At 65.2% G+C, this 22395-nt stretch carries 22 protein-coding genes; 10 read left to right on the top strand and 12 right to left on the bottom strand.

Translation table 11 applies throughout. The features are described 5' to 3' along the window. Positions 1-763: 763 nt before the first annotated feature. The 4 genes from AB0L60_RS40835 to AB0L60_RS40820 form a co-directional block, all read right to left on the bottom strand. Positions 764-1909: a DUF6596 domain-containing protein gene (locus AB0L60_RS40835; protein WP_364625764.1), complete on the bottom strand. Its 1146-nt coding sequence runs from the start codon at positions 1907-1909 to the stop codon at positions 764-766. Beyond that, on the bottom strand, positions 1906-2313 hold the full coding sequence (locus AB0L60_RS40830) for a YciI family protein (protein ID WP_364625761.1): 408 nt from the start codon (positions 2311-2313) through the stop codon (positions 1906-1908). The genes AB0L60_RS40835 and AB0L60_RS40830 overlap by 4 nt, the downstream gene beginning before the upstream one ends. Before the next feature lie 48 nt (positions 2314-2361). Beyond that, positions 2362-2859, bottom strand: a complete 498-nt coding sequence (locus AB0L60_RS40825) for a pyridoxamine 5'-phosphate oxidase family protein (protein WP_364625758.1) — start codon at positions 2857-2859, stop codon at positions 2362-2364. A gap of 108 nt (positions 2860-2967) precedes the next feature. Beyond that, positions 2968-3231 (bottom strand): DoxX family protein, encoded by a 264-nt coding sequence (locus AB0L60_RS40820; RefSeq protein WP_364625755.1) that lies wholly within the window; start codon positions 3229-3231, stop codon positions 2968-2970. 1537 nt (positions 3232-4768) lie between these two features. On the opposite strand from AB0L60_RS40820, the gene AB0L60_RS40815 reads away from it, so the two are divergent. Next, entirely contained in the window at positions 4769-6103 is a 1335-nt protein-coding gene (locus AB0L60_RS40815) for a pentapeptide repeat-containing protein (RefSeq protein WP_364625752.1), read from the top strand. 260 nt (positions 6104-6363) lie between these two features. On the opposite strand, the gene AB0L60_RS40810 is transcribed toward AB0L60_RS40815, so the two are convergent. Together AB0L60_RS40810 and AB0L60_RS40805 are read right to left on the bottom strand one after the other, a co-directional pair. Next, complete coding sequence (locus AB0L60_RS40810; protein WP_364625749.1) at positions 6364-6789, bottom strand: hypothetical protein; 426 nt, start codon at positions 6787-6789, stop codon at positions 6364-6366. 165 nt (positions 6790-6954) lie between these two features. Further along, positions 6955-7332 carry a hypothetical protein gene (locus tag AB0L60_RS40805; RefSeq protein ID WP_364625746.1) on the bottom strand — a complete coding sequence of 126 codons (378 nt, stop codon included), beginning with the start codon at positions 7330-7332 and terminating at the stop codon, positions 6955-6957. Between the two features lie 212 nt (positions 7333-7544). On the opposite strand from AB0L60_RS40805, the gene AB0L60_RS40800 reads away from it, so the two are divergent. Next, complete coding sequence (locus AB0L60_RS40800; RefSeq protein WP_364625804.1) at positions 7545-9041, top strand: ISL3 family transposase; 1497 nt, start codon at positions 7545-7547, stop codon at positions 9039-9041. A gap of 484 nt (positions 9042-9525) precedes the next feature. After that, the gene (locus tag AB0L60_RS40795) at positions 9526-9996 is read left to right on the top strand and encodes a hypothetical protein (RefSeq protein ID WP_364625743.1); all 471 of its coding nucleotides are present in this window, start codon (positions 9526-9528) and stop codon (positions 9994-9996) included. Positions 9997-10598: 602 nt separating this feature from the next. Here the strand turns inward: AB0L60_RS40795 and AB0L60_RS40790 are convergent. The 5 genes from AB0L60_RS40790 to AB0L60_RS40770 all read right to left on the bottom strand — a co-directional run bounded on the left by AB0L60_RS40790 (position 10599) and on the right by AB0L60_RS40770 (position 15208). Further along, complete coding sequence (locus AB0L60_RS40790; RefSeq protein ID WP_364625740.1) at positions 10599-11426, bottom strand: IS3 family transposase; 828 nt, start codon at positions 11424-11426, stop codon at positions 10599-10601. Between the two features lie 299 nt (positions 11427-11725). Next, a complete protein-coding gene (locus AB0L60_RS40785) occupies positions 11726-12808 on the bottom strand; it encodes an IS110 family transposase (RefSeq protein WP_364625738.1) in 1083 nt (360 codons plus the stop codon). A gap of 481 nt (positions 12809-13289) precedes the next feature. Beyond that, a complete protein-coding gene (locus AB0L60_RS40780) occupies positions 13290-13757 on the bottom strand; it encodes a hypothetical protein (protein WP_364625735.1) in 468 nt (155 codons plus the stop codon). Between the two features lie 4 nt (positions 13758-13761). After that, complete coding sequence (locus AB0L60_RS40775) at positions 13762-14769, bottom strand: hypothetical protein (RefSeq protein WP_364625732.1); 1008 nt, start codon at positions 14767-14769, stop codon at positions 13762-13764. A 262-nt stretch (positions 14770-15031) separates the two neighbouring features. Further along, positions 15032-15208, bottom strand: a complete 177-nt coding sequence (locus AB0L60_RS40770; protein WP_364625730.1) for a tyrosine-type recombinase/integrase — start codon at positions 15206-15208, stop codon at positions 15032-15034. A 435-nt stretch (positions 15209-15643) separates the two neighbouring features. Between AB0L60_RS40770 and AB0L60_RS40765 the strand changes: the two genes are divergently transcribed. From AB0L60_RS40765 to AB0L60_RS40750, 4 genes are all read left to right on the top strand, one after another. Continuing rightward, positions 15644-16489, top strand: a complete 846-nt coding sequence (locus tag AB0L60_RS40765) for an HAD domain-containing protein (RefSeq protein WP_364625727.1) — start codon at positions 15644-15646, stop codon at positions 16487-16489. A gap of 234 nt (positions 16490-16723) precedes the next feature. Next, entirely contained in the window at positions 16724-17161 is a 438-nt protein-coding gene (locus tag AB0L60_RS40760; RefSeq protein ID WP_364625801.1) for a hypothetical protein, read from the top strand. Positions 17162-17527: 366 nt separating this feature from the next. Further along, the gene (locus tag AB0L60_RS40755; RefSeq protein WP_364625724.1) at positions 17528-17668 is read left to right on the top strand and encodes a hypothetical protein; all 141 of its coding nucleotides are present in this window, start codon (positions 17528-17530) and stop codon (positions 17666-17668) included. Positions 17669-17680: 12 nt separating this feature from the next. After that, positions 17681-18688, top strand: coding sequence for an IS110 family transposase (locus AB0L60_RS40750; RefSeq protein WP_364625721.1), 1008 nt, complete (start codon positions 17681-17683; stop codon positions 18686-18688). A gap of 86 nt (positions 18689-18774) precedes the next feature. Here the strand turns inward: AB0L60_RS40750 and AB0L60_RS40745 are convergent, their stop codons facing one another. Next, positions 18775-19629: a helix-turn-helix transcriptional regulator gene (locus tag AB0L60_RS40745; RefSeq protein ID WP_364625718.1), complete on the bottom strand. Its 855-nt coding sequence runs from the start codon at positions 19627-19629 to the stop codon at positions 18775-18777. A gap of 93 nt (positions 19630-19722) precedes the next feature. On the opposite strand from AB0L60_RS40745, the gene AB0L60_RS40740 reads away from it, so the two are divergent. The 3 genes from AB0L60_RS40740 to AB0L60_RS40730 all read left to right on the top strand — a co-directional run bounded on the left by AB0L60_RS40740 (position 19723) and on the right by AB0L60_RS40730 (position 22325). Then, entirely contained in the window at positions 19723-20679 is a 957-nt protein-coding gene (locus AB0L60_RS40740) for an SDR family NAD(P)-dependent oxidoreductase (protein ID WP_364625715.1), read from the top strand. Between the two features lie 256 nt (positions 20680-20935). Beyond that, on the top strand, positions 20936-21430 hold the full coding sequence (locus AB0L60_RS40735; protein WP_364625712.1) for a hypothetical protein: 495 nt from the start codon (positions 20936-20938) through the stop codon (positions 21428-21430). A 478-nt stretch (positions 21431-21908) separates the two neighbouring features. After that, positions 21909-22325: a hypothetical protein gene (locus tag AB0L60_RS40730; protein WP_364625709.1), complete on the top strand. Its 417-nt coding sequence runs from the start codon at positions 21909-21911 to the stop codon at positions 22323-22325. The last annotated feature ends 70 nt before the right edge of the window (positions 22326-22395 follow it).

Genomic DNA, 22395 nt, shown 5'->3' with positions numbered 1-22395 from the left:
TGACGTCTTCCTCGGTAGTCAATGACGTCTTGTCCGGTCTGGTCGACGCTGCAGCTGTCGGCCGGCTTGAATGCGCGCTCCTGTCGGGACGCATCAGGAACTTCATCAAGGAGCGAATCGGGTGTCGCAAAGTCGATTCGGCACGTGACGCACTCGCAGACCCAGTCCGGTAGCTCGGCAGCGCCGCCTAGTACCCGGACGCCATAAACTCGTTGTAAGGAAGCAAAATGTCTACCAAGATCATCAAAGCCCTTGCCGCGACTGTTATTGCCGCGCCCCTGCTCGTCCTCGCCGCGCCCGCCGCAACTGCCGATTCGACTGCCCCGGCGCCCCCGTCGTCCTCCGCCACTCCGGTCGACGGATCGTTCGGATCAGCTACGTGGTGTATCCCCCTCGGTAGTGTCGTCTGGTGCATCTGAGTGAGCGTCTGAGAGATCCGGTGTGGGTGCGTGACGCTCGAGATTCGAGTGAACTCCCGGCAGAGCGGTGATTGCTGAAATCAATTGCTGTACAAGGAGTTCATTCGTCGTCTATGCGTATTCCCGTGTGTTCGTCGCGCCCGACCGGCATTGCGTGGCCGCATGACCAGCAGATTCGAGCTGTGGCGTTGCGCAGTCTTCAGGGAGCAATCCTGACACCTGGCGAATTGCATAATCGGCAGTAGGGGACGTTCTCGGCGGCAGTCGGTTCCGTGCGCCGGCCAAACCGTGCTGGCTGCTCGCGGCCGCGCGGGAGGTCGAGTGTGGTTGTACCGCAACCGGGCTCAGGAGCGCAGTAGCTGCCGTATCCGGGCTGCCTCGCGGGTGAGGTGGTCGCGCTCGGGCACGGTGGTGGCTGCGCGGGATGCCTCGGCGTAGAGGGTGGCGGCCTGCTCGAGATTTCCGGCGCGTTCGCGGAGGTAGGCGCGGACTGCGGTGTGGCGGGGGAGTTCTGGGTCCAGTTCGGCCAGCGCGGCCAGGCCGGCCCGGGGTCCGTCGGCCTCGCCGACCGCCACTGCGCGGTTCAGCCGCACTACCGGGCTGTCGCTGAGGAGTAGCAGTTCGTCGTACCACTCCACGATCTGCACCCAGTCCGTCTCGGCGGTGCTCGGGGCATCGGCGTGCAGGGCGGCGATCGCGGCCTGGGCCTGGTATTCACCCAGCCGGTCGCGGGCCAACGCGGTCTGCAGAATCGTGACCCCCTCGGCGATAAGGCCTGTGTCCCAACGGGATCGGTCCTGCTCAGCGAGCGGCACCAGGCGACCACCCGGGCCGGTGCGAGACGCGCGGCGAGCATGATGCAGCAGCATCAGCGCGAGCAGCCCCGCGACCTCGGGATCGTCGGTCGAGGCGGCGAGCTGACGGGTGAGGCGGATGGCTTCGGCCGCCAGGTCGACGTCCCCGCCGTAGCCCTCGTTGAAGACGAGGTAGAGCACGCGCAGCACCGTTGTGAGGTCGCCGGGCCGGTCGAGTGGCAGTCCCGCGATCCGACGTTTGGCGCGGCTGATCCGTTGCGCCATAGTCGCTTCGGGGACGAGATAGGCCGTTGCTATCTGCCGGGTCGTCAAGCCGCCGACAGCGCGCAAGGTCAATGCGACGGCCGACCCGGGGGACAGGGAGGGGTGCGCGCACAGGAAATACAGCCACAGTGTGTCGTCCGTGGCGGGCACCGGGCCTGCCGGAGGCTCCGCCTCCATGGCGAGTTCCCGTCCCCGCCGCGATGTTTCGGCGCGGGCGGCATCGAGGAACTTTCGCCAAGCGGTCGCGACGAGCCACGCCTTGGCATCGCGCGGTGGATCGTCCGGCCACGTTTCCAGTGCCCGGATCAGCGCCTCCTGCACCGCATCCTCGGCCGCGGCGAAGTCGGCTCCGCGGCGGACGAGGACGCCGATCACCGCGGGTACGAGTTCGCGTAGCAGCGACTCGTTCACTCGGTGACCGTGGGTGACGCGGTGAGAAACGGTCGCAGCTCGAGCCACTCCTGGATCGGCTTCCCGCCCGCGCCCGGCGCCGCGGACAGCTCGCCGGCCAGCTCGAGCGCCCGTTCGTAGGTCTCGACGTCGATGATCATCCACCCGGCGATCAGATCCTTGGTCTCCGCGAACGGGCCGTCGGTGACCGGCGGGCGACCCTCGCCGTCGGAGCGGACGAACGTGCCCTTCGGCGAGAGCGCCTGACTGTCGACATACTCGCCGGTGGTCTCGAGTCGCGCGGCGAAGTCCTCCATGTACTGCACGTGCGCCGAGATCTCGTCCGGCGTCCACTGGTCCATCGGCACGTCGTTGACCGAGGCCGGCGCGCCCCGATAGTGCTTGAGCAGCAGGTATTTCGGCATGATGTTCTCCTCGGTTCGTACGGCCCATTCTGGCCGCGTTCGATCGGTTCAGGCGCTCTGACGCTCGGCCCGTTGCCGGATCAGTTCTTCGACCGCGGTCGGGAGGGTGGTTTCGAAGTCGATGAGTTTGACCCACGTCGGGGTGATGACAATCCGGACCATGCCGTCGTACAGCGAGCGAACCTCGGCCTCCCACTCGACCCGCTGCTCCGGGGTCATCTCGTAGCTGCCATTCATCCGCAGATATTCCTCCGGGATGCCGTCCACCACATCCGTCTCCGCTCGCCCGCGGATGAGCAGGATCTTCGGCGGATGCACCTCTGTATCGATCGTCAGCGCGACCTCCGGGTTGTGCCGCAGGGAGGGCAGCTTCGGAGCATTCTTCGTGGTGCAGACGACGATCTCCGAGCCGTTCCAGGTGAATGCGATCGGGATGTTGCGAGGCGTGCCGTCCTTGGCGACATACGCCATCCGCAGCAGGTCGCGAGCCAGCAGCTCCTGGCTGATCGGGAGGTTCAGGATCGCGGTGATCTCGTTCGCTTGCATGATGCTCGCTCCTTCGTCGGTGTCGTCGAGGCCCGTTCGCCTCCTCATAGCCTGGGACGGAGCCGCCCGGGCGTTCTCGACATCCACCACCCAAGAATTTCCGGACGTTCACACCCAGGTGGTCGCGAACAAAACCGTCACAGCTGCTGTGAGAAGAAGGGTGATGTTGAGGGCGACTTTTCGATCTCCGCCGCTCAGATGGACCGGGATCGCACCGAATTGCAGGAGTACGAACCCAACGGCCGCGATCACAGCGAGCCAGGGCGCGACGCCGGTCAGGGGTGGAAGGATCAGCCCGAGCGCGCCGAGCACTTCGAGCACGCCGACGGCGCGGACGGCGGATAGGGGTGTGCGGTCCACCCAGGCCATCATGGGCCGGAGTCGATCCCGGCTACGGGTGATCTTCAGACCGTCGCTTGTTCCAGTTTCCCGCCGGCACCGACCCCCTCTGGCAGAGCTACTGGAACGGTGGCGAACCGCGGGAGGGCCCGGTCGTGCGGGTCGTTCAAGAATGTGTGCAAGCCGTGCTTCGGAACGGCACCGTCGGCATGACTCCGCTCAGGCACAACGTGCCCGAGGGACTGGCCGCGGTCCCGCTGATCGATATGCCGCCGAGCAGGGTGGTGGTCTGGAACGAGGGCGACGCCAACCCGTTGATCCGATCGTTCGTGCAAACAGCAACGGCCGCATACCTCGATCCCCCATCTCGGCGGTGAATGCGACTCAGTCCACGAATTGACCCAGGTCAGCCCCGAACAGCCCGTATGGCTCGACACGTACTGGAATTGGCTACTCAACCCTGGTGGTAGGACTTGGTCCCGGCCGGGATCAGTCCCAGGTACCCGACACAACGCATCCGCTCGCGCGGTCAACGACTCGTAGAATGCCTGCCGGAACGCTACGAGGTCTCCGAACGCGCGCCCGCGCTCTCCGTCATACACGCTGATCACCGCAGTCCATGCGTCGAACTTCCGTGTGTCGCAACAGGAATCATCGACAAAGGGCTGCTCACGCGACCAACCGGGGTACGCCGCAATCACACAAGGTTAAACGGCAAGTTGAGAAGCTGTTTCTGAAGCGGGACTGTCATATCCCTGCGGCGGCCGTGCCGTTCTTCAGTGCTGTTCTGTGGCAAACGATGTCGGGTGTCGGGTGTGACCTGCCCTGGGCTCTCGTCCAGGCCAGAGATGACACGGCTGGAGTGGCCAATGACGCTGGGGCATCGAGCGGAGTCTGGCGATCATCGCGTCCCCAGGCGAGCAGCGTCCACCCCGCCACCGAGCTCCTGCTCGCCGAAACTCTCGGCTAGGTTCTCGGCGACTTCGGGGTCAGCGTAGGCTTCTGCATTCCCCAGATGCCGCAACCTACATCATCGGGGAACCCGGGTTGGCCGCACCGGAACATGCCGTGACCTGCTCGGGCGTCCACCCACCGATAGCGCAAACCAGAATCCGCACAACCGGGTGGGTATACAGATATTGCGCAGAACTCGATCCTGAAGAACCCGATCCCGAAAAAAGAGGTGCCCCCGAACCTGACTCCGACGTCGATACCGGAGCCGGCACCGGCGCGGCCGCAGCCGTGCCGACCCCCACCGTCAAAGCCCCCAGCGCAGCCGCTGCGACAAGGAAAGAACGCATCGGACAAGACCTTTCAATCAAGCAAAATTGATGCGTTTCACAATCCAGTACGCCCCCGGCCTCCCGCACCACCCCAAATCCTGGGGCGGCGGCGCAGCGGCACTGTGCTTCCGATCGGCTGACCCGCTGGTGATTCCACTCGAGCCCCTGAGAACGCGCTGCATTCGGCATTACCGTGCAGTGCCGACGGCCGAGCGGCACTCAGCCCGTTGATCTTTCGAGGTGGTGAACTGTGAGCGATGGGGCAAGGTTTCCAGCACAATCGAGCGGTGCTCGAGTGGATGAAGAAGCGTAACAAGGTGATTGGTCACTTTGCCGGGCGAATCGGGTTGTTCCCAGCGGTCGCGCTGGCGTTGTGCGCCGGGCTTGTCGTCGTCTTCGCCGCCTATAGACTCCTGCGCTGGATCACGCCGGTCGATGCGCGCAAGGGGGCGGCCGAGATCGATGTCACCAGGATCGCGCTGACGGTCGTGGCCGGTGTCGGTGGTGTGGTCGCGCTGGTGATCGCCTACCGGCGCCGGCGCGATATCGAGCAGGACCGCTTCGTTGAACGATTCGGCACCGCGGCCGCGCAGCTCGGCGCCACCGATGTCGCGGTCCGTATCGCGGGGGTCTACGCCATGGCCGGCGTGGCCGACGAAGCCGATGGGCTGCGCCGACAGCAGTGCATCGACGTCCTGTGCGGGTACCTGCGCTCGCCCTACGGCCCCGAACTTGGGGCCAACCACCAGAGCAAGCTGGTCCTCGAGCACCACCGTGCGACCGCGGACGGTATTCGTTCCGGCGATCAGGAACGTCACCTCGAGTACCGGCACAACGACAGCGAGGTCCGCGCGACCATCATCGAAGTCATCGCAGACCACGTACGAAACAGTGCCGAATGCAGCTGGTCGACAAGTGATTTCGACTTCCGGACCGCACACCTCGAGAACGTCGACTTCAACCATGCGGAGTTCTCCGGCAAAGCCCGGTTCGCGGGCGCGACGTTCTCCGGTGCTGCCTCGTTCGAGGACGCGACCTTCTCCGGCGTCGCTGACTTCGCGGGCGCGACCTTTTCCAGCAGGAGCTGGTTCGCACGCGCGACCTTCTCCAGCGGCGCTGACTTCGCGGGCGCGACCTTCTCCGAGAGCGCCGACTTCAACCGCGCGATCTTTTCCCACCTCGCCTGGCTCGAAGGCACGATCTTCTCCGACGACGTCGACTTCAGCGAAGTAACCTTCTCCTTCAGCAGCATGTTCGCACGCGCAACCTTCTCTGGCAGTACAGATTTCATGCGCGCGACCTTCTGTGGCATCACCAGATTCAACCTCGCCACTTTCTCCGGTCGCGCCGGATTCGAATACACGACCTTCTCCCGCAGCACCGAGTTCGAGGGCGTGACCTTCTCCAGCGGCACCTCTTTCGAGGGGGCAACGTTCACTGACACCGTCGGGTTCGGGCACGTGGACTTCGGCACCGAGACCGTCTCGTTCGTTCGCCCGAAGCAGTGGGGCCCGCCTGCCCCGACGTTCGATTGGAACGACGACGTCAGCCAGAAGCCCGGCAATGTCGCGCCTTCCGATTGGCCGCCTGTTGCTGTCGGTGTGACGCCGTCAGCCTCGTGAGTGTCGAGAATCGATCGGTTCTTGAACATCTCACGCGGCCGCGCGGACCCGCTTGAGCAGCGGTGCCAAACGGTGTCGAAAAGCGTGGGAAGAAGTCGCGCGTGTCCGACAACTTGCATTGACCGATTTCCGGACTGATACCGCCCGTGGAAACACACGGCAATCGGCAATAGCGGATGTTCTGCACCGCACCAGGTTCGGGCCGCCGTCGCCCCGCGCTGGCCGGTTCGGTCAGCGCGGTCAGCGGCGGTACAGGATTTTCACGACCCCCAGTAGATCTCCCAAACTCCATCGTCCCTCTTGTAGATGCCTTCGAAGAAGGTGTGATGCACGTCGACGCCGCCGAGCCACTGCGACTGCTGGCGAGTGCTCCTTTCCGTCTCGGCGATGGCGGCGGCAAGGTCACGCACCGTGAACCACTTACCGTTGGGCGCTCGGTGTTCAACGGGATCACCGAACCCGCGCAAGTTCAGCATGGGCAATTCCAGGACAACGCGGTCGAACTCGTTGATGGTCAAGTCACGAGCCTCCCCATTTTCGAACACATTCAGCGTGAACGAGACTCCCCTGATCGCCGCGGTTGCTGTCGCGCGCTGATTGGACAGGTTCGCCGCAACATTCTCGGTCGGTTCCGTCAGCTCGATGTCCAGCGTCCCGGACAACCCATTGAAGAACTCCAGTGACATATATGGATGGTGGCATGGAGCACCGACACTTCGCGCACGCCGACTGACCATCGATTGCATACACATCGGCAATAGCGGATGCCTCTGGGCCGACGTCGGTCTCGCCGCCGGCCGCCCCGGGCTGGGGGTTCGGTCAGCACGGTCAGCAGCAGGAGCCCACAACCCTCAAGCTTTACGCACGGCGCGGACGTTGACACCCTCGTGCGTCTCGGTTATTTCGTAGCCCAGCGGGTCAAGTAGTTCGACATCGGAGGATTCAGAGGTGTCGCCTCCAGCGACCAGTGAGTGCCAGCGAGGGAAGACCGTTGGTGACCGCTTGAAAGGCGAAGGCACAGACAGCGTCTGCCCCGCTGCCGTGTCGATCCGCGTCGTGCCGCCGTCTCGATAGCGCTCAACGTCTGCGATCTCCACAGGGCGCATGTCATCGGCCGTCCCGAGATATAGCCGGAATGTGTCGTAGTAACGATCACCGGGCACAGAGCTGACGAAGATGTACCGGCCATCGGACAGGCGGCCCAAGTATTCAGTGCGTCGCTCGCTCATGCCGACAACGATAGCCGCCGGATCGAGCCAGATTCATGCTCACGCATCGTGTTCGGTAACCAGGCCCTTGAGCGCACATATCGGACCGGGCTGTCGGAGGGGCGGAGCACACGGGACTGTAAAACAACGGCTCTGTCGCACTTTCGGTGGTGACGGAGGGTCTCTGACGGCACGATGTTGCGGTGTGCGAGGTGAATGTGCCTGCTGCCGTGGTGTTTTCAGGGCTGGGTCCACTGGTGGTGGAGGATGTCATCGATGAGGGCGGCCTGATTCTGGTGCAGGCGCGAACACCCGATGGCCCGGCCGCATGCCCGGGCTGCGGGGTGAAGTCCGCCCGGGTGCACGGGTATCACCAGCGGATCGTGGCCGATGTGCCCTTGGACGGTCGGGCTGTGGTGGTGCAGGTGCGGGCGCGGCGGCTGGTGTGCTCAACGCTGGGCTGCCGAAACGCTTTCCGCGAGCAGGTGCCTGGGGTTTTGGAGCGCTATCAGCGTCGAACCGCGCGCCTGACCGTTCAGGTCCGGTCGGTGGTGCGGGAATTGGCCGGCCGCGCCAGCATTCGACTGCTCGCGGCGCTGCCGGTTCGATTGTCGCGTCACACCGCGATCCGGATTCTGTTGCGGATCCCGCTGCCGCGGCGGTCGACGCCGAAAGCGTTGGGCGTGGACGACTTCGCGTTGCGCCGCGGCCAGAATTACGCCAGCGTTCTGATCGACGCCGCCACCCATCAACGCATCGACGTGCTGCCCGATCGCAAGTCCGATTCGCTGCGCGCCTGGCTCTGCGAGCATCCCGGCGTCGAGGTCATCGTCCGCGACGGTTCCACCGCCTATGCCGAAGGCGCCCGCCGCGCCCTGCCCGGCGTGATGCAGGCATCGGACCGCTGGCATCTGTGGAACGGCCTGGGCCGGGTGATCGAGAAGGCCGTCGTCGCCCACAGCACCTGCTGGGCCAAGGCCGGGCCCAAACGCCAGCAATTGACCCGAGAGACAACAACTTTGCAGCGCTGGCACGATATTCCCGCGCTGCTCGACCAAGGCGTCGGGCTGCTGGACTGCTCGCGGCGGCTGGGTCTGGCGCTCAATACCGTCAAACGCTATGCCCGAGTCCCGCAACCGGATCGGCTGCGCCGCCCACCGCAATATCGTGCCTGCTTGGTCGACCCCTACCGAGATCACCTGCGAACCCGCCGCGCCGACGAACCCGGAGTCCCCGTCGCGCACCTGTTCGAGGAACTGAAAGCCCTCGGCTACACCGGCAGCCTGAACCTGCTGCACAAATACCTCAATCAGGGACGCCTTCTCAGTGATCGGATCCTGTCCTCATCGCGGCGGCTGACCAGCCCGATCATGACCCGCCCGGCCGATCTGCCCGATCAGCATCGCGCCCACCTTGACGAACTATTGACTGTCTGCCCGGAACTGACTGCACTCGCTGGGCTCGGGCACGAGTTCGCGCAGATCATGGCCAACCGGCGCGGCGCCGAGATCGACTGCTGGATCAAGCAGGTCCGCGCGGCCGGTCTCATCGAGCTCGAACCTTTCCTCACCGGTGTCGACCAGGACCACGATGCCGTCGTCGCCGGTCTGACCCTGCCCTACAGCAGCGGCCCGATCGAAGGTGTCAACACGAAAACCAAACTGATCAAACGGCAAATGTATGGCCGAGCAGGATTCGACCTCCTCCGACACCGAATCCTGCTGGCCTGACCCCGCTGGCTTAACCACCACCGGAAGTGGGCCAGAGCCGTTATCTGGACAGACCCGAGCACACTGGCCGAGGTGAGCGACGCTGGCCGGTTCGGGCAGCGCGGTATGCGGCAATAGCGGACGTTCTGCACCGCACCAGGTTCGGGCCGTCGGCGCCACCTGAGGGTGCGACAACACTGCCGACGACGGAGCCCGATCGCGAGGGTCCCCGACTGGCATTCGCCGAAAGCGGCCGGGTATGGCGTAATGCGCTGGTGGAGCGTGGGTTTCATGTCCGAATGCTGCGGCTGCGCCGGGTTCTGCTGCGGTGATGCCATGTGGCGGCCGGCCTTTGTCTCGAGGACGGAGGCCGCAGCCCCGGGATGTTCGTGGTGTCAACGCCCCAAGTTGTGAAACGAATGCGGTTCTGAATGTTGGCCGGGTCGTTAAGCTCTCTGACACCCGGTGGCCTTTCTCCGGGGGGAAGCAAGGAGATCTACCAGCGATGAAGCTGAAGCCACTGGCCCGCAAGGGGTTCGGTATCCTGACTGCCGCCGCCGCAAGCAGTCTCGTGCTGGCCGCGGCACCCGCCTCCGCAACGATCACCACATTGACCACAACGTGCGTCCCTAGCGGGTTCTCGGGCGGCTGCGACTACGCGGACATCCAAGCCGGCCTCACGGATGCGACACCTGTCTCGTTCACGATCAACGGCGCGGTGCTTGCAGGGGGCCCGTTCACTCCCAAACCGTCGTCGGACGGGTCGTACCGCATCGAGCTCGCGCTCGACTGCTCCCAAACCCCGTTCCACGTGGTCGCGACTCAAACCAGTGCGACCGGCGGCCCCGTCAGCAAGATGGAGGCCGATTACACTCCCCCGGCACCGCGGTATGCGGGTAGCTCGCTGGCCAACAGCCTGACGAGCGGCTCCAGCCAGCTTCTCCGCCCTGCCTGCCATCTCGTTTATCAGGCGTGACTGCCACTGGACCAGTGCGAGCTTTGCATTTCTCGCCACGAGTACACGTTCTTGTGAGAAGGTGACGTTCCACTCGTGGAATCGGCGCGGCCGGTGCAGGTTACGGGGTGGCGGTAAGGACCGTGTCACCAGCCGCAACGGCTTCTTTTCGCCAGGTGAGACGCGGGTAAGAATCATGTCACCCACAGTCCCCTCATCGCCGGGCGCTATCCTCGCGCACCCGGATCTGTCGGATGATGTTGTCTCGCAGCCCTGTTCACCGTCACCGCAGTCGCGACGGCATACATACCCCGAATCACGCCGCCCGAAGCCGACCACACCGCCTGACCGATCGAGGAGATCGGCAACCCACCGCCACCCATGGCTGCCACACCGCGCCAGCAACGCACTGCATTCGGCAGTAGCGGACGTTCTGGGCATTCAGATCGGCACGGCGGGTTGATGTTCCGTCAGGCTGCGCTGGCCGGTTGCGTCAGCGTGCCATACGGCATGACCTGTCGGCCGGTCGTGGTTTGCGGATGTTCGGAGCGGGACGAACGCGGTCGCTCACATAATCCTCACAATTCCGGCGCTGGAGTGTTCCCGGTTTTGTGGACTCGGGATCAAGCCGCGATCTGACTGATTTCCCTGTGCCCTAACTCGTATTGCCGTGGTGTCAAATAACCGAGCGCCGAATGAGGGCGAGCGGTGTTGTAGTAGAACTCAATCCAGTCGAACGTCTCCTTCCGCAGAGACTGCACGGTCGGCCATGGACGAGTATGCACGAGCTCTTTCTTGTAGGTCGCGAAGAACGATTCCGCTACGGCATTGTCGAAGCATGATCCAGTCCGGCCGAGAGATCGGAGGACGCCATTCTTGGCACAGTAGGCAGCGAATTCCTTTGACGTGTATTGGCTGCCGCGATCGCTGTGGAAGACAACGCCTTTCGCCGGCCGTCGGCGTGCGATGGCCATGTCGAGAGCATCGGTGACCAGCGACGTGCGCATGTGATCGGCGACCACCCAGCCGACCACGGCCCGGTCGTGCAGATCGATGACCGTGGCCAGATACGCCCATCCGGTCCAGGTCTTGACGTAGGTGATGTCGCCGCACCAGCGCTGATTCGGCTGCGGGGCAGTGAAATCGCGTCCGATCCGATCGAATGCGTCCACCGGCTTCGATCCTCGGATCGTGGTGCGCCGGAACGGTTTCGGGAACCGACCTTGCAAACCGGCCGCGCGCATCAATCGCCACACCCGCTTGCGTGACACCTGCCGCCCGGCCGCCGCGAGCGCCGCGTGCACGCGCCGAACACCCGGATTGCCACGCAATTTGGCGTGGATCGCCTCGATCACCAACGTCAGCAGCGCATCGTCGCGCTCCCGGTCACTGCGACCACGGCCCTTCCACTTGTAGTAGCCCGACCGGGACACGTCCAGTTCCCGGCACATGAACTGGCCTGTTCTGTCAAGTGGCAGGTGAAAGCAGTCCCGGCAACGTGGGTTGCCGGGACTGCTTTCGTGTGCGGTCGGGCGGGTCTGCCTCGGGTCGTGTCGTGTTGGCGACGGCGTGGTCAGACTGATATGCGCGGGTTGGTTACCGCAGGACGACTGTTCGATGGGGACGGTGCCGCTGGTCTAGAGTCGGGCGTGACAACGCGAAAAACGTTGCTGCCCATAGCTGTATCGCGGATCGTCCCGCACGCCGACACGAGTGTTCGCCGCCCGGCCGCGGGTCCCGGGGCCGGTGCTCAGCCGTCGAGGACTGCCAGTGACCAGCACCAGCCGGCGAGTTCGCGGGCGATGGCGACGTTGGCGATCACGGGGCGTTTGTGGTGGGCGGTGAACTGTTCCCAGCGGTGGTGGAGCCGGTGGTTGCCAGCGTGCCCGCGAGCGCGGGCAGCGGCAGGGGCCAGCGCCCATCGGGCACTCATGGTGGTGGTGGGATTGCGGTAGGTGCGGCGGTGGTGCCAGGCGGCCTCGACCAGCAGTCGGCGGGCGTGACCGTTGCCGGTCTTGATCGAGCCCTGGCTGCGAGTGCTGCCGGAGGAGTATTCGGTGGGTACCAAACCCAGATACGAGCCGATGGTCTTGCCGGTGAACCGGTGCCAGTCGCCGATCTCGGCTGCCAGAGCGAACCCGGTCAGGGTCGAGATGCCACGCAGGCATCCGCGCCGGCGCACGAGCGGGGTGTATTCGCTGGTAGCGGCCAGCTCGGCGATGGCGGCATCGAGCCTGTCGCGGCGCGTCTTGGTCAGCAGCATCGCTTCGAAGTCGGCGCCGAAGGCCGTCTGCAAGGGCGGCTGGTCGAAGCGCTGGGCCCGCAACCAGACCTCGTGGGCCCCGGTCCACGCCTGTCCGCCCGAATAGACGATCCCTTGCCGCAGAAGAAGTTTCGACAACCGGTGCCGGGACCGCATCAGATCACCGCGGGCGTCCTCGCGGGCACGGACCAGATCTCTCGCCGCTTCCTGAGCAACGGTGGGCACCCTCACCGCCACGATCTCGCCCAGCCGCAGCAGCCGCGCCAGATGAAGCGCGTCACGCGCGTCGGTCTTGACCCGGTCCCCGACCGGGCGTTGCAGTTTCGACGGGGCCACCACCACCGTGTCGATCCCGGCCGCCGTCAACGCCCGATACAACCCGAACCCTGTCGGCCCGGCCTCGTAGGCCACTCTCACCGGTGCCGCCAAACCTGTCAACCAGCCCACGATCTCGACCGGATCCGGGCACAACCGCCGCCTGCTCACCTGCCCGGACTCGTTGTCGATCGCGCACGCCACCACCGACAACGCGTGCACATCCAGCCCGACACTCGTACGCTCGATACTCACCGGGGGCCTCCTGACCTGCAAATGTGGCTCTACCGAAGTGAGTTTCACCCCGGCAACCCACGTCGTTTTGCAGAACCGAGGCCTCCGGCCCCAAACCTCAGCGGGCCCTCATACCGTCTAGGGCGTGTGTGACAAAGCGCGAGAGACACCGGCTGCACCGCACCGCACCGGAATCCGGGTTCCGCAACCCACGCTGGCCGGTTCGGTCAGCGCGGTATGCGGCAGAAAAGCGCGCTGCTGTCCGGGTATGAACGGCTAACCCAACCGTTCTAAACGTGGACTACAGCTGAGGAATTGGCGCGAAATCGCTGTTCTACAGCGGATTGTGCGGGATTGCACCGGTCGCCCGAAACTCGGCAATAGCGGACGTCCCGCGCGCTCAGATCAGCACGGCCGGTTGATCTTCCGCTGCATCGCGGTGGCGGGTTCGGTCAGCGCGACATGAGCCATGAGGGTGTGCGACTACACTCGGTGGGTGCTGTCAGAGCTGTAGTTCGGCGAGCACTGGGTTGGTCACGAGCCGCGGATACTCCTCACAGAGTGAGGTCAGGACGGTGTCCCGAAAGGCCACCCATGCGTCTCTGAGCTCGGCGATGTCGCAGATCGCCTCAACGACCGCCTCGGCTGTCGAGTACGCGCACGAGATCCGGACCCTGCCGGCCTCGGGCGTGAACACGATCAGGTCGTCATTCTCAGTGAACCCAAGCCTGAAACGCTCGCCCCGTTCCATGTAGTCCGGCACTCGCTGCATCGACCAGAGGAAGTCGAGCACTGGGGTCCACGACCACGGCGGGGCCAGCTCGACCCCGTCGACTATGAACGACAGGTCCGACAGGAAGTAGTACCAGCGCAGATGAACTCGGCTCACGGTCGCAAGGTCGACCCCCTCCTGGTGCTCGCGGCCATGCTCGACATATCTGCCGGACCGGAGATACTGCATCTTCACCATCAGGTCACCCGCATTCGATCTCGTAGCGATACCACTGTCGGGGATTGCCCTCTTCGTGGATCCAGAGGTTTCCGTCGCGCCCGATCCTTCCTCGGGCCCAGTGTGTGGGCGGCCGACCGCCGGGCAGAAGCAGAGTCTCCCTACCGATTTCGGTGATCTCTGCCCCCTGCCTGCGCGCTCGACGGATCTGCCACACGATCGCCTCGCCGCGACGATGGTGTTCCAGGAACGCGAAGGTCGATCCTGACACCGCCAGGCCGTGACATCGAGTGACCGGATTCGGTGTGATCGATCGGACTCCGCACGCATCGATCTCTACCAGCGGGAATTCGCTGTAGGGGCAGGCATGGACCAGCGACTGACCGACATTCAACGCGTAGCAGTCACACCAGTCGAGCTTGTCGCCGGTGTCGTCGAATGCGAACCAGGGATCGCTGCCAGGATCGTCCCAGCGGGCCAGGCCGGGCATGTAGCTGCATGACCAGGTGCCGTCCGGGCCGAGTAATTGATATGTGGCTTCGTCGAAGTAGCTGATCCAGATCCTGCCACTGGAGTCGGTGAGCAATTGCTCGATGCCGTCTCCTGCGTAGAAGGCGCCCACGGGGTTTCCGGTGCTGTCGAAGGCTCGGACGTTGCGAGGCAAGATAACGTCGTTGGCTGGAATCGACTGTTCGTACGTCCGACCGTAATCCGGGCGTGGAATGCGTGCGGCACCTACGATGACACCCTCACCGAAGGCGTCGATCGCGGAGAACCACTGATCCAGGCCGTGCAGCGGAATCTCGTGAACATCGTCGCTGTCGCAGATGACGGCGGTCGCATCGAAACGCGGTGTCGGCGGACTCCACGGCCCTTGCCGCCTCCACGGCAGGCCCGAAGACCCATCCTGTGCGGGATCGACGAGCAAGACGAGCAATCGGCCACGGTGGTCGATCGTGGAAGCAAGAAGATCGAATCGTGCGTAGCGCTCCGGCAGGGTTGCGTGAAGCGCGAGATTGCGGCTACTGGTCACAGGCCTTTCCGGTTTTCATGCCCGCGATCATGCCACAACAGAACGCTCTCGGTGCGCTCACATCCGAGCCACAGTCGGTACGAGCGCCCACAACCAGCGGTCGGCTCGGGTGACCGAGATGATCTCTGCCCGTGGATCTTCCGGCCTCCGCGCTGGGTGCGGTCAGCGCGAGATCCGGCGGAGTACGAAGACGGGCACCGGGCGCATCAGCCGAAGCCAGCTGCCGGACTGTCCGGCATTCGATGTGCGGATGGTTGAGATGTCATGTGGCTGAGGCCATGTAGGCGGCCAGGATGTAGTTGGGGTGCCGGTCGAGGTTGGTGCGGGCGCGGTCGTAGCGCATCGTGGTGCGCGGGTCGGCGTGGCGGGCCGCGATCAGGACACCGCGCAGGTCTACGCCTGCGTCGAGCATGGTGGTGACGAAGGTGTGGCGCAGCATGTGCGGGTGAGCGGTCCAGGACGCCGTCGATGACGCAGGTGCGGTAGAACCCGGCGACGACGGCCAGGCGTCGGGCGACGGTGGCGGGTTTGAAGTGGCGGATTTCTTGCATCCATCGCATGTACCGTTCGATCTCGGTGCGGGCGACGGTCAGTGGGGTGAGTTGGTGGTCGGTGCACCAGTAGAAGTACAGGCACAGGTCGGATTGGGTGTGGATGCGGGAGACCGCGGAGAAGCGGGCGAGGTAGGCGAGGGCGGCCAGCCGGAGCACGAGGTCGTCACCGGCGAAAGTGACATCGAGATCGGGAGAGGTAGCCATCCTTCACGATGCCGCGGTTCCAGTGAACCGCCAGAGCGGAACGCGCGGGACGCGGCAAAGTAGTGAGTTTGCTGTACGCCGCGCCGACACCGGTCCGAGGGCTAGCCTTCAAACCAATGGACACACCGCACCACTCGCTGCTTTTCCTTGACGTCGACGGTCCGCTCATCCCTTTCGGCACCACGCCTGCAGACCACCGACAGCCGTCCATGTCGACGAACGACCGCTCCCCGGCAAACCCGCTCGTGGCCCGCGTCGACCCTGCGCTGGGGCCACTGCTCTCGGACCTGCCCTGCGAGTTGGTATGGGCGACCACCTGGCTCCACGAAGCGAACCAAGCTGTCGGCCCACTACTGGGTTTACCCGAGCTGGCGATTGTGGAATGGCCCGACCTGCCCGACCATCAACTCGACGAATGGTTCGGGTTGCATTGGAAGACACGAACCATCGTCGAATGGGCCGCGCGCCGGTCGTTCATCTGGGTCGACGACGAGATCAGCGACAACGACCGGGAATGGGTATCCGACCGCCATTTCGGCCAGGCGCTGCTGCACCGAGGCGACCCACGAATCGGATTGCGGCACAGCGACTTCGCCGTCTTCGCCAAGTGGCTCGTGGCAGCTGACCCCGCCGACCCGGGCCGATGCTCAGCTGGGACCTTCCCGTTCGGCGAGGAATTGATCGAGCAGGGTGAACAACACTTCCAGGATGCGAACCTCTTGCTCTGGGCTGAGATCTGTGACGAAGTCCCATTCGGGCACTGCGATCTGCTTGATCACACCGGACCAGACGAAGTTGCTCCCGCAGCGGAGATGATCGGTGAGAAGCCAGTCACGAAACCCGTCCAGTCCTCGACCGCCGGCCCGGCGCGCGGCGTAGTCGTAGCCGTCGAGGAAGCAGGTCACGCCACGAACGGTCGTGAAGCCGATGAACATGCCTGGGCGCGTCGCGAATTGCAGTAGGCATTCACGCTCGGTAAGCCGGTTCGGGTCCATCGGCTTCCACCCCTTGGCACGTCCCCACCTGGCAAAGTGCGCATCGAGGTCCACAGGTTTCTCCACCTCGCTACTTCATCACACTTCCGGGTTGCCGCGGATATACGCGCACACCGGCGCCACGATCCAGTGGTTTGCCACGCAGTCGGGTGACTACGGCATGCGGGCTGTTCCGTGAGGTGAAAAACTCTCGCGGTGGATATGCAGGGAGTGCCGTCTCGTGCTGAGCGGTTGGCCGGATACCGCCGTGTTCTGGAGACCCGGGACCCTGCAACCGCGCCAGGTAGGTTGCGTCAGCTTGCTGTCGATTCAGTCCGGCCGGTGCGGTTGTGGGCTGCGCGAAATCCGAACACCCCACCCGATGCTCTCGCTCTGCTCGTGGTTGATCAGGACGGAAACGTACGGTGGAATGCGATCATCAACCCCGGTGTGCCGACCGAAGCACTGCGCCGTGCTGCGGAACTCGAGGCCAGAACGTCTGGGGACGCGTACTTTTCGATCCGCGAGCGGGTGGTCCATCACCCGAATGCCAGCGATGAATTACGTGCTGAGATGGTCGAGGCCGGAACCTGCCGTCGCCCTGAGCGATGCCCGAAGCCGTGGTTCTACCGTAACCGTTTCGAAAGCGCTCCCGCCTGAGCCGGGTATGAGCGACGCCGTCTCCGGCCTGCGTCAAAGGCACGCCATTCGGCAGTAGCGGACGTTCTGCACCGCAACAGGTTCCGGCCGCCGGCACCCCGCGCTGGCCGGTTCGGTCAGCGCGGTATGCGGCTTCTTAGAAAATGGTGGGCAGGGCCGGGTCCCGGCCACGACTCGGTCCAGGTGCTCGGCGGGATGCTCTCCTATGCGGCTGCCCACCAGCTGGATCGGTGTGGCTCACTCATGGCTTGCCGTCCCGCCGGGACACCGTGCGGGAGTGGCTGAAAAGGGGCATGCCCTGGCTCGAAGAAGCGGTGCCCTCCCCGTGCACGCTGACCACGAAGCTCGAGTCGGGAAGAGACCGCGATGACCGTCATCATCGGCATGGATCCACACAAACGCTCGGCCACCATCGAAATCATCGACCCTGCCGGACACGCACTGACCGGCGGCAGATACACCACCGACCGCTGCGGATTCACCGAAATGCTCACCACCGCACAATAATTCCCCGACCGCGTGTGGGCAGTCGAAGGCTGCAACGGCATCGGCCGACACCTCGCGCACCGCCTGGTCCACCACGGCGAAACCGTCATCGATGTCCCCGCCAAACTCTCCGCGCAGGTGCGGGTCTTCGCCACCGGCAACGGCCGCAAAACCGATGCCGTCGACGCGCACTCGGTCGCCATCGCCGCGTTGCGCGCACCGAACCTGCGACGCGTTCACGCTGATCCCGAACTCATCGCACTCGGGCTGCTCGCCGACCGACGCGACGAACTCGGCCGTCTGCGCACCCAAACGGTCAACCGCATCCACCGACTGCTGCTGGACCTGCTGCCCGGCGGAGCCAAGACGTTCCTGTCCGCGAAACAGGCTCGCGTCCTGCTGACGCAGGTCACTGCCACCGATCCCGTTGCCAATGTTCACAAGCGGCTGGTCACCGAGCAGATCGACGAGCTCGAGGTCATCGACGCCAAGATCAAGGCCGCCGACAAGGAACTGCGGCAGCTCCTCACCGACCGCGGCTCCACCCTGATGACCCTCAACGGCATCGGACCATCGTCTGCGGCAAGGCTTCTGGCCGACACCGGTGACATCGAACGCTTCGCCACCCGGGCCCGGTTCGCGTCCTGGAACGGCACCGCCCCCTTGGACGCGTCCTCCGGTGATCAGCGACGGCATCGACTCTCCCGCGCCGGCAACCGCAAGATCAACCGGGTCCTGCACATCATGGCCATCGTCCAACTCCGCCACCCCACCGCCGGGCGCGCCTACTACGACCACAAACGACTCGCCGGCAAAACCTCGATGGAAGCGATCCGCGCCCTGAAACGACGACTGTCCAACGTCATCTACGTCCGGATGCTCGCCGACCAACGTCAACGCGAATCAGCAGGCCCAGCAGGGCAATCGGGAACGACTCCTGCCTCCAGCGCGACCGGCTCCAACCCGCACACCGATCCTTCGGACAAGCCACATCCCGGACCCACCAACAAGGCTAAACCCCAACCCCTAACCAAGTCTTGACCTAAACGGGCGCCATGAGCGGGCGTGCGCCAGAAATCCGGACGGAAGCCCGATGGCGTGCCAACCGACACTTCCGAGCATCCGTTTCAGAGTTGTAGCGATTGGGTGCCGAGGACGGTGGCGAGGGCCAGGCGGTCGGCGTCCTCGGTGCCGGGCTCGGCGGTGTAGACGCTGATGCGCAGGTCGTCGAGGGCGACGAGCAGCGTGTCGCAGTCGAGAGTGATCGGGCCGACCGCCGGGTGGTCGATGGTCTTGCGACGGGACGGGTCGGCCAGGGAAGGCGAGGTTTCGGCGTCCCAGAGTTCGGCGAACCGCGGGCTGTTGGCGACCAGGTCGGTGACCAGGTCCTGCAGCGCGTGGTCGGCGGGGTAGCGCGACGCGGTCAGGCGTAGGTCGACAACGAGCCGGGCTTCGTGTTCGGCCTGTTCCTGCGGAGTGTGCCGGACCCGCGAGGGCAGCCGGGCGACGTTGCGCCAGACGGCGTTTCGTTCCAGTCCACGCCAGGTGCTCGTGTCGCCCATGAGCGCGTCGTAGGGCGCGTTGGCCAGCACGAGCGTCCAGGTGGCGTCGTAGACGACCACCGGTGTGTGCGAGAGCCGGTCGAGCAGCCGCTGCACGCTCGGGGTGAGCCGTGAAGGCACGACGTCCGGGCCGGGCGCGGCGTGCCCGGCCAGCCGGTAGAGCAGGTCGCGTTCGGTGTCCGCCAGGCGCAGCGCGCGGGCCAGCGATTCCACGACCTGTATCGACGGTGCCGTCGCGCGTCCCTGTTCGAGGCGGGTCAGGTAGTCGGCCGAGATGCCGGCGAGCGCGGCCAGTTCCTCGCGGCGCAAACCGCTGGCCCGGCGCCGCCGAGACGCGGGGACGCCGACGGCCTCGGGTGCCGCGCGGTCGCGCCAGCGACGCACCGTCCGGCCGAACTCCCACACTTCCACTTCGTCCATTCTGGATGAGCCCGCCCCGGTTGTCCTGGCCCCGGCAGTCCTACGAAAACCGGTCGACTGGCTGCGACCCGCGCGGGCTCGCAGGCTGAAGCCATGACCGAAACCGGAACAGTTCTCATCACCGGCCCCACCCGCAATCTGGGCCGTCACACCGTGTTGGCCATGGCCGACCGTCCGGACGGGCTGCGGCCCGACCTGCTGCTCGTCGGCCGTGCCGGGCGCGACCTGACCGCGGTCGCCGACGAGGCTCGTGGCCTCGGGGCGCGCGTCCACGAGATCGGCTGCGACCTGGCGAGCCTGGCCGACGTCCGCGCCGCCGCAGCCACCGTGCGCGGGTTGCTCACCGACGGTGCCGTCCGTCCGCTGCGCGCGCTGGTCGCCAACGCCGGCATCATGTCGGCGGACACGCGGCAAGCCTCGGCCGACGGCTACGAGCTGACCTTCGCCGTCAACTACCTGGCCCACGCGCAGCTCATCGGCGACCTGTTCACTGCGTTCACCGCCCCGGCGCGGGTGGTGCTGGTCGGCTCGAACACCTACCACGCCAACTTCTGGCGCAAGCTGCTGCACGTGGCCGAGGCTGAGTGGGCCGACCCCGTCGAGCTCGCCCGCCCGGCCGGTGATGAGCAGCCCCCGGGAATGACGGCCTCGGGCGTCGCCTACTCCAACGCTAAGCTCGCGATCCTCTACTACGCCCACGAGCTGCAGCGCCAGGTCGGCCAAGGGATCAACGTGTCGGTATTCGAGCCGGGCTGGATGCCCGGCACCGCGTTGGGCCGCGGTGCCCCTGCGGCGTTTCAGGCGATGAGCCGGGCGTTGGGCAGAATCCCCGGTGTCTCGACGCCGCGGCGCTCGGGACCGCTGCTGGCCGCGATGGCTCTCGACGACCAGTGGTCGCACCTGCGTGCGGGCGCGTTCGTGGTGAAGACCAAGCTGACCGAGGTCCAGCCCGTCGCCCACGACCCCGACCGCGAGCGGCGCCTGTGGGAGGCGACCGCCCAGCTCCTGGCGGGTGCGGGCGCGTCGCTTGTCCTCGACACGGAGACGTGAGACCGAGACTGCCGACGCAGTGCACCGAACCACGAGATCCGCGCCTGCCGTCTTCACACACACGCTCGTCGGCAGTAGCGGACGTTCCGCCGGCGTCGGATCGGCACGGCCAGTTGATCTTCCGCCGCGCCAGACTGGCCGCTGCGGTCAGCGCGGTATGCGGCATGAGCGGATATTCGGACGTGTGCCTGTTCGTATGTCTTTAGGGTCGGGGCCTGACCGGAATTCGCAGTCGCATCGAAAGGTTGTGCAACAGGTGACGGTTTTGCAGTGGAGCGAGGTCAAGAACTTCTTCGACCCCGACGTGATGGGTACGCTGCCGGACGTATACGTGCCGGGCACATCGGTCGAGGATTGGCAGGCGGTGTTCGACCTGGTTCGCTCGAAGGGGTGGGCATGGGAGTACTTCGAGGGTTTTGACAAGCGGCCGCTGCCATCTGCCGCGCAGGTCTTTTCGAACCCCGCCGATGCGGAGACCTTGATGCTGCGAGTCTGGCCTGTTCCCGACGTACAGGTGATCTTTCGTCCTTGGTCTCCCGACGAGATGGACTTCGATGTCGACCTTCGCGAGTTACACGGCCAGGTCGGGGTGGACACTCTGTGTGATTTCCTCTGCACGATCGGCCGGCGGTTGGGCAAGCCTGTGTCCATGTGCTCAGAGTTCAGCACCACCTCCACCCGTTTACCGGTACTCGGTTTCGACCCCGCCGCTGACCGTGTGGTGCTGCTGGCAGATCCAAAGCTCGACTGACGCCTTCCGTGCTCGAACCGGGCGCGAACACATGAATCTGCTGCAACCAGCACCCGCAATTCGGCAGTAGCGGGCGTTCCGCCGACCTCGGATCCGCACGGCCAGTTCATCTTCCGATGCCCGGCGCTGGCCGGTTCGGTCGGCGCGGTATGCGGCAGAAGAGCGCGCTGCTGTCCGGGTATGAACGGCTAACCCAACCGTTCTAAACGTGGACTACAGCTGAGGAATTGGCGCGAAATCGCTGTTCTACAGCGGATTGTGCGGGATTGCACCGGTCGCCCGAAACTCGGCAATAGCGTGCACTGTCGGCGGCCGTACGACGCTCTGCCCGTCGATCTTCCGATGCCCCGCGCTGGCCGGTTCGGTCAGGCGGTATGCGGCATAGAAAGACGTTCTGTGCGTCGGTGTCTGGACGTGGGGAACGTCCTGCTGATGCGCTTGTGGGGCTTGGTGTCCCATCGCGGTAGGAGGACGTTCCATGGGTAACGGTAGTGGCGTGTCCCGGGGTGATCGCAACCGGAATGCGCGTTTGGCGCGGCTGCGGGGGTTGGTTCCGGTCAGCAATGCGATCGTCGGGATCGATCTGGCCGAACGCAAACAGATGGTGGTGGTCGTTGAGCACGATTCCGACCGCCGCCTGAGGGCGGCGCGTCGAGCGGTCGGTCGGGGCGGGCCCTACTCGGCATCGAGACACCCCGTGATCTCGCCTGTAATCCTGGGCAGCCCCGACCTGTCGTCACCTCAACCCGATTACACGCTGCAGGGAACCAACCCCATTACCGCTATGCCGGGACTACAGACCAGGGCACCGACCGAACCGCTTGACACAAAACGCCTTACGCTGATGACAGGAGGTCTCGAACTCCAGCAGGTGGACCGCCCCGGCTTTGGATGAGACCGAACTACCGATTCTTGTGCTTCATGCTGCCGTCAGTTGCTGACCGCGGCCTTCCCAGAAGACCCGC

Origin of the sequence: Nocardia sp. NPDC051981 (assembly GCF_040680715.1) — a bacterium.
GTDB lineage: Bacteria > Actinomycetota > Actinomycetes > Mycobacteriales > Mycobacteriaceae > Nocardia.
Note: the sequence above shows the minus strand (reverse complement) of the source record. Positions and strands in the feature narration are given on the sequence as shown.

What these genes read in the sequence shown, in the direction of transcription:
- AB0L60_RS40795 (WP_364625743.1), top strand. Translation starts at nt 9,526, where the DNA reads ATGAAGCTGAAGCCACTGGCCCGCAAGGGGTTCGGTATCCTGACTGCC.
- AB0L60_RS40730 (WP_364625709.1), top strand. Translation starts at nt 21,909, where the DNA reads ATGGGTAACGGTAGTGGCGTGTCCCGGGGTGATCGCAACCGGAATGCG.
- AB0L60_RS40805 (WP_364625746.1), bottom strand. Translation starts at nt 7,332, where the DNA reads ATGAGCGAGCGACGCACTGAATACTTGGGCCGCCTGTCCGATGGCCGG.
- AB0L60_RS40825 (WP_364625758.1), bottom strand. Translation starts at nt 2,859, where the DNA reads ATGCAAGCGAACGAGATCACCGCGATCCTGAACCTCCCGATCAGCCAG.
- AB0L60_RS40745 (WP_364625718.1), bottom strand. Translation starts at nt 19,629, where the DNA reads ATGGACGAAGTGGAAGTGTGGGAGTTCGGCCGGACGGTGCGTCGCTGG.
- AB0L60_RS40810 (WP_364625749.1), bottom strand. Translation starts at nt 6,789, where the DNA reads ATGTCACTGGAGTTCTTCAATGGGTTGTCCGGGACGCTGGACATCGAG.
- AB0L60_RS40820 (WP_364625755.1), bottom strand. Translation starts at nt 3,231, where the DNA reads ATGATGGCCTGGGTGGACCGCACACCCCTATCCGCCGTCCGCGCCGTC.
- AB0L60_RS40765 (WP_364625727.1), top strand. Translation starts at nt 15,644, where the DNA reads ATGGACACACCGCACCACTCGCTGCTTTTCCTTGACGTCGACGGTCCG.
- AB0L60_RS40755 (WP_364625724.1), top strand. Translation starts at nt 17,528, where the DNA reads ATGACCGTCATCATCGGCATGGATCCACACAAACGCTCGGCCACCATC.
- AB0L60_RS40780 (WP_364625735.1), bottom strand. Translation starts at nt 13,757, where the DNA reads ATGGTGAAGATGCAGTATCTCCGGTCCGGCAGATATGTCGAGCATGGC.
- AB0L60_RS40790 (WP_364625740.1), bottom strand. Translation starts at nt 11,426, where the DNA reads ATGTGCCGGGAACTGGACGTGTCCCGGTCGGGCTACTACAAGTGGAAG.
- AB0L60_RS40770 (WP_364625730.1), bottom strand. Translation starts at nt 15,208, where the DNA reads ATGCTGCGCCACACCTTCGTCACCACCATGCTCGACGCAGGCGTAGAC.
- AB0L60_RS40760 (WP_364625801.1), top strand. Translation starts at nt 16,724, where the DNA reads ATGCAGGGAGTGCCGTCTCGTGCTGAGCGGTTGGCCGGATACCGCCGT.
- AB0L60_RS40740 (WP_364625715.1), top strand. Translation starts at nt 19,723, where the DNA reads ATGACCGAAACCGGAACAGTTCTCATCACCGGCCCCACCCGCAATCTG.
- AB0L60_RS40830 (WP_364625761.1), bottom strand. Translation starts at nt 2,313, where the DNA reads ATGCCGAAATACCTGCTGCTCAAGCACTATCGGGGCGCGCCGGCCTCG.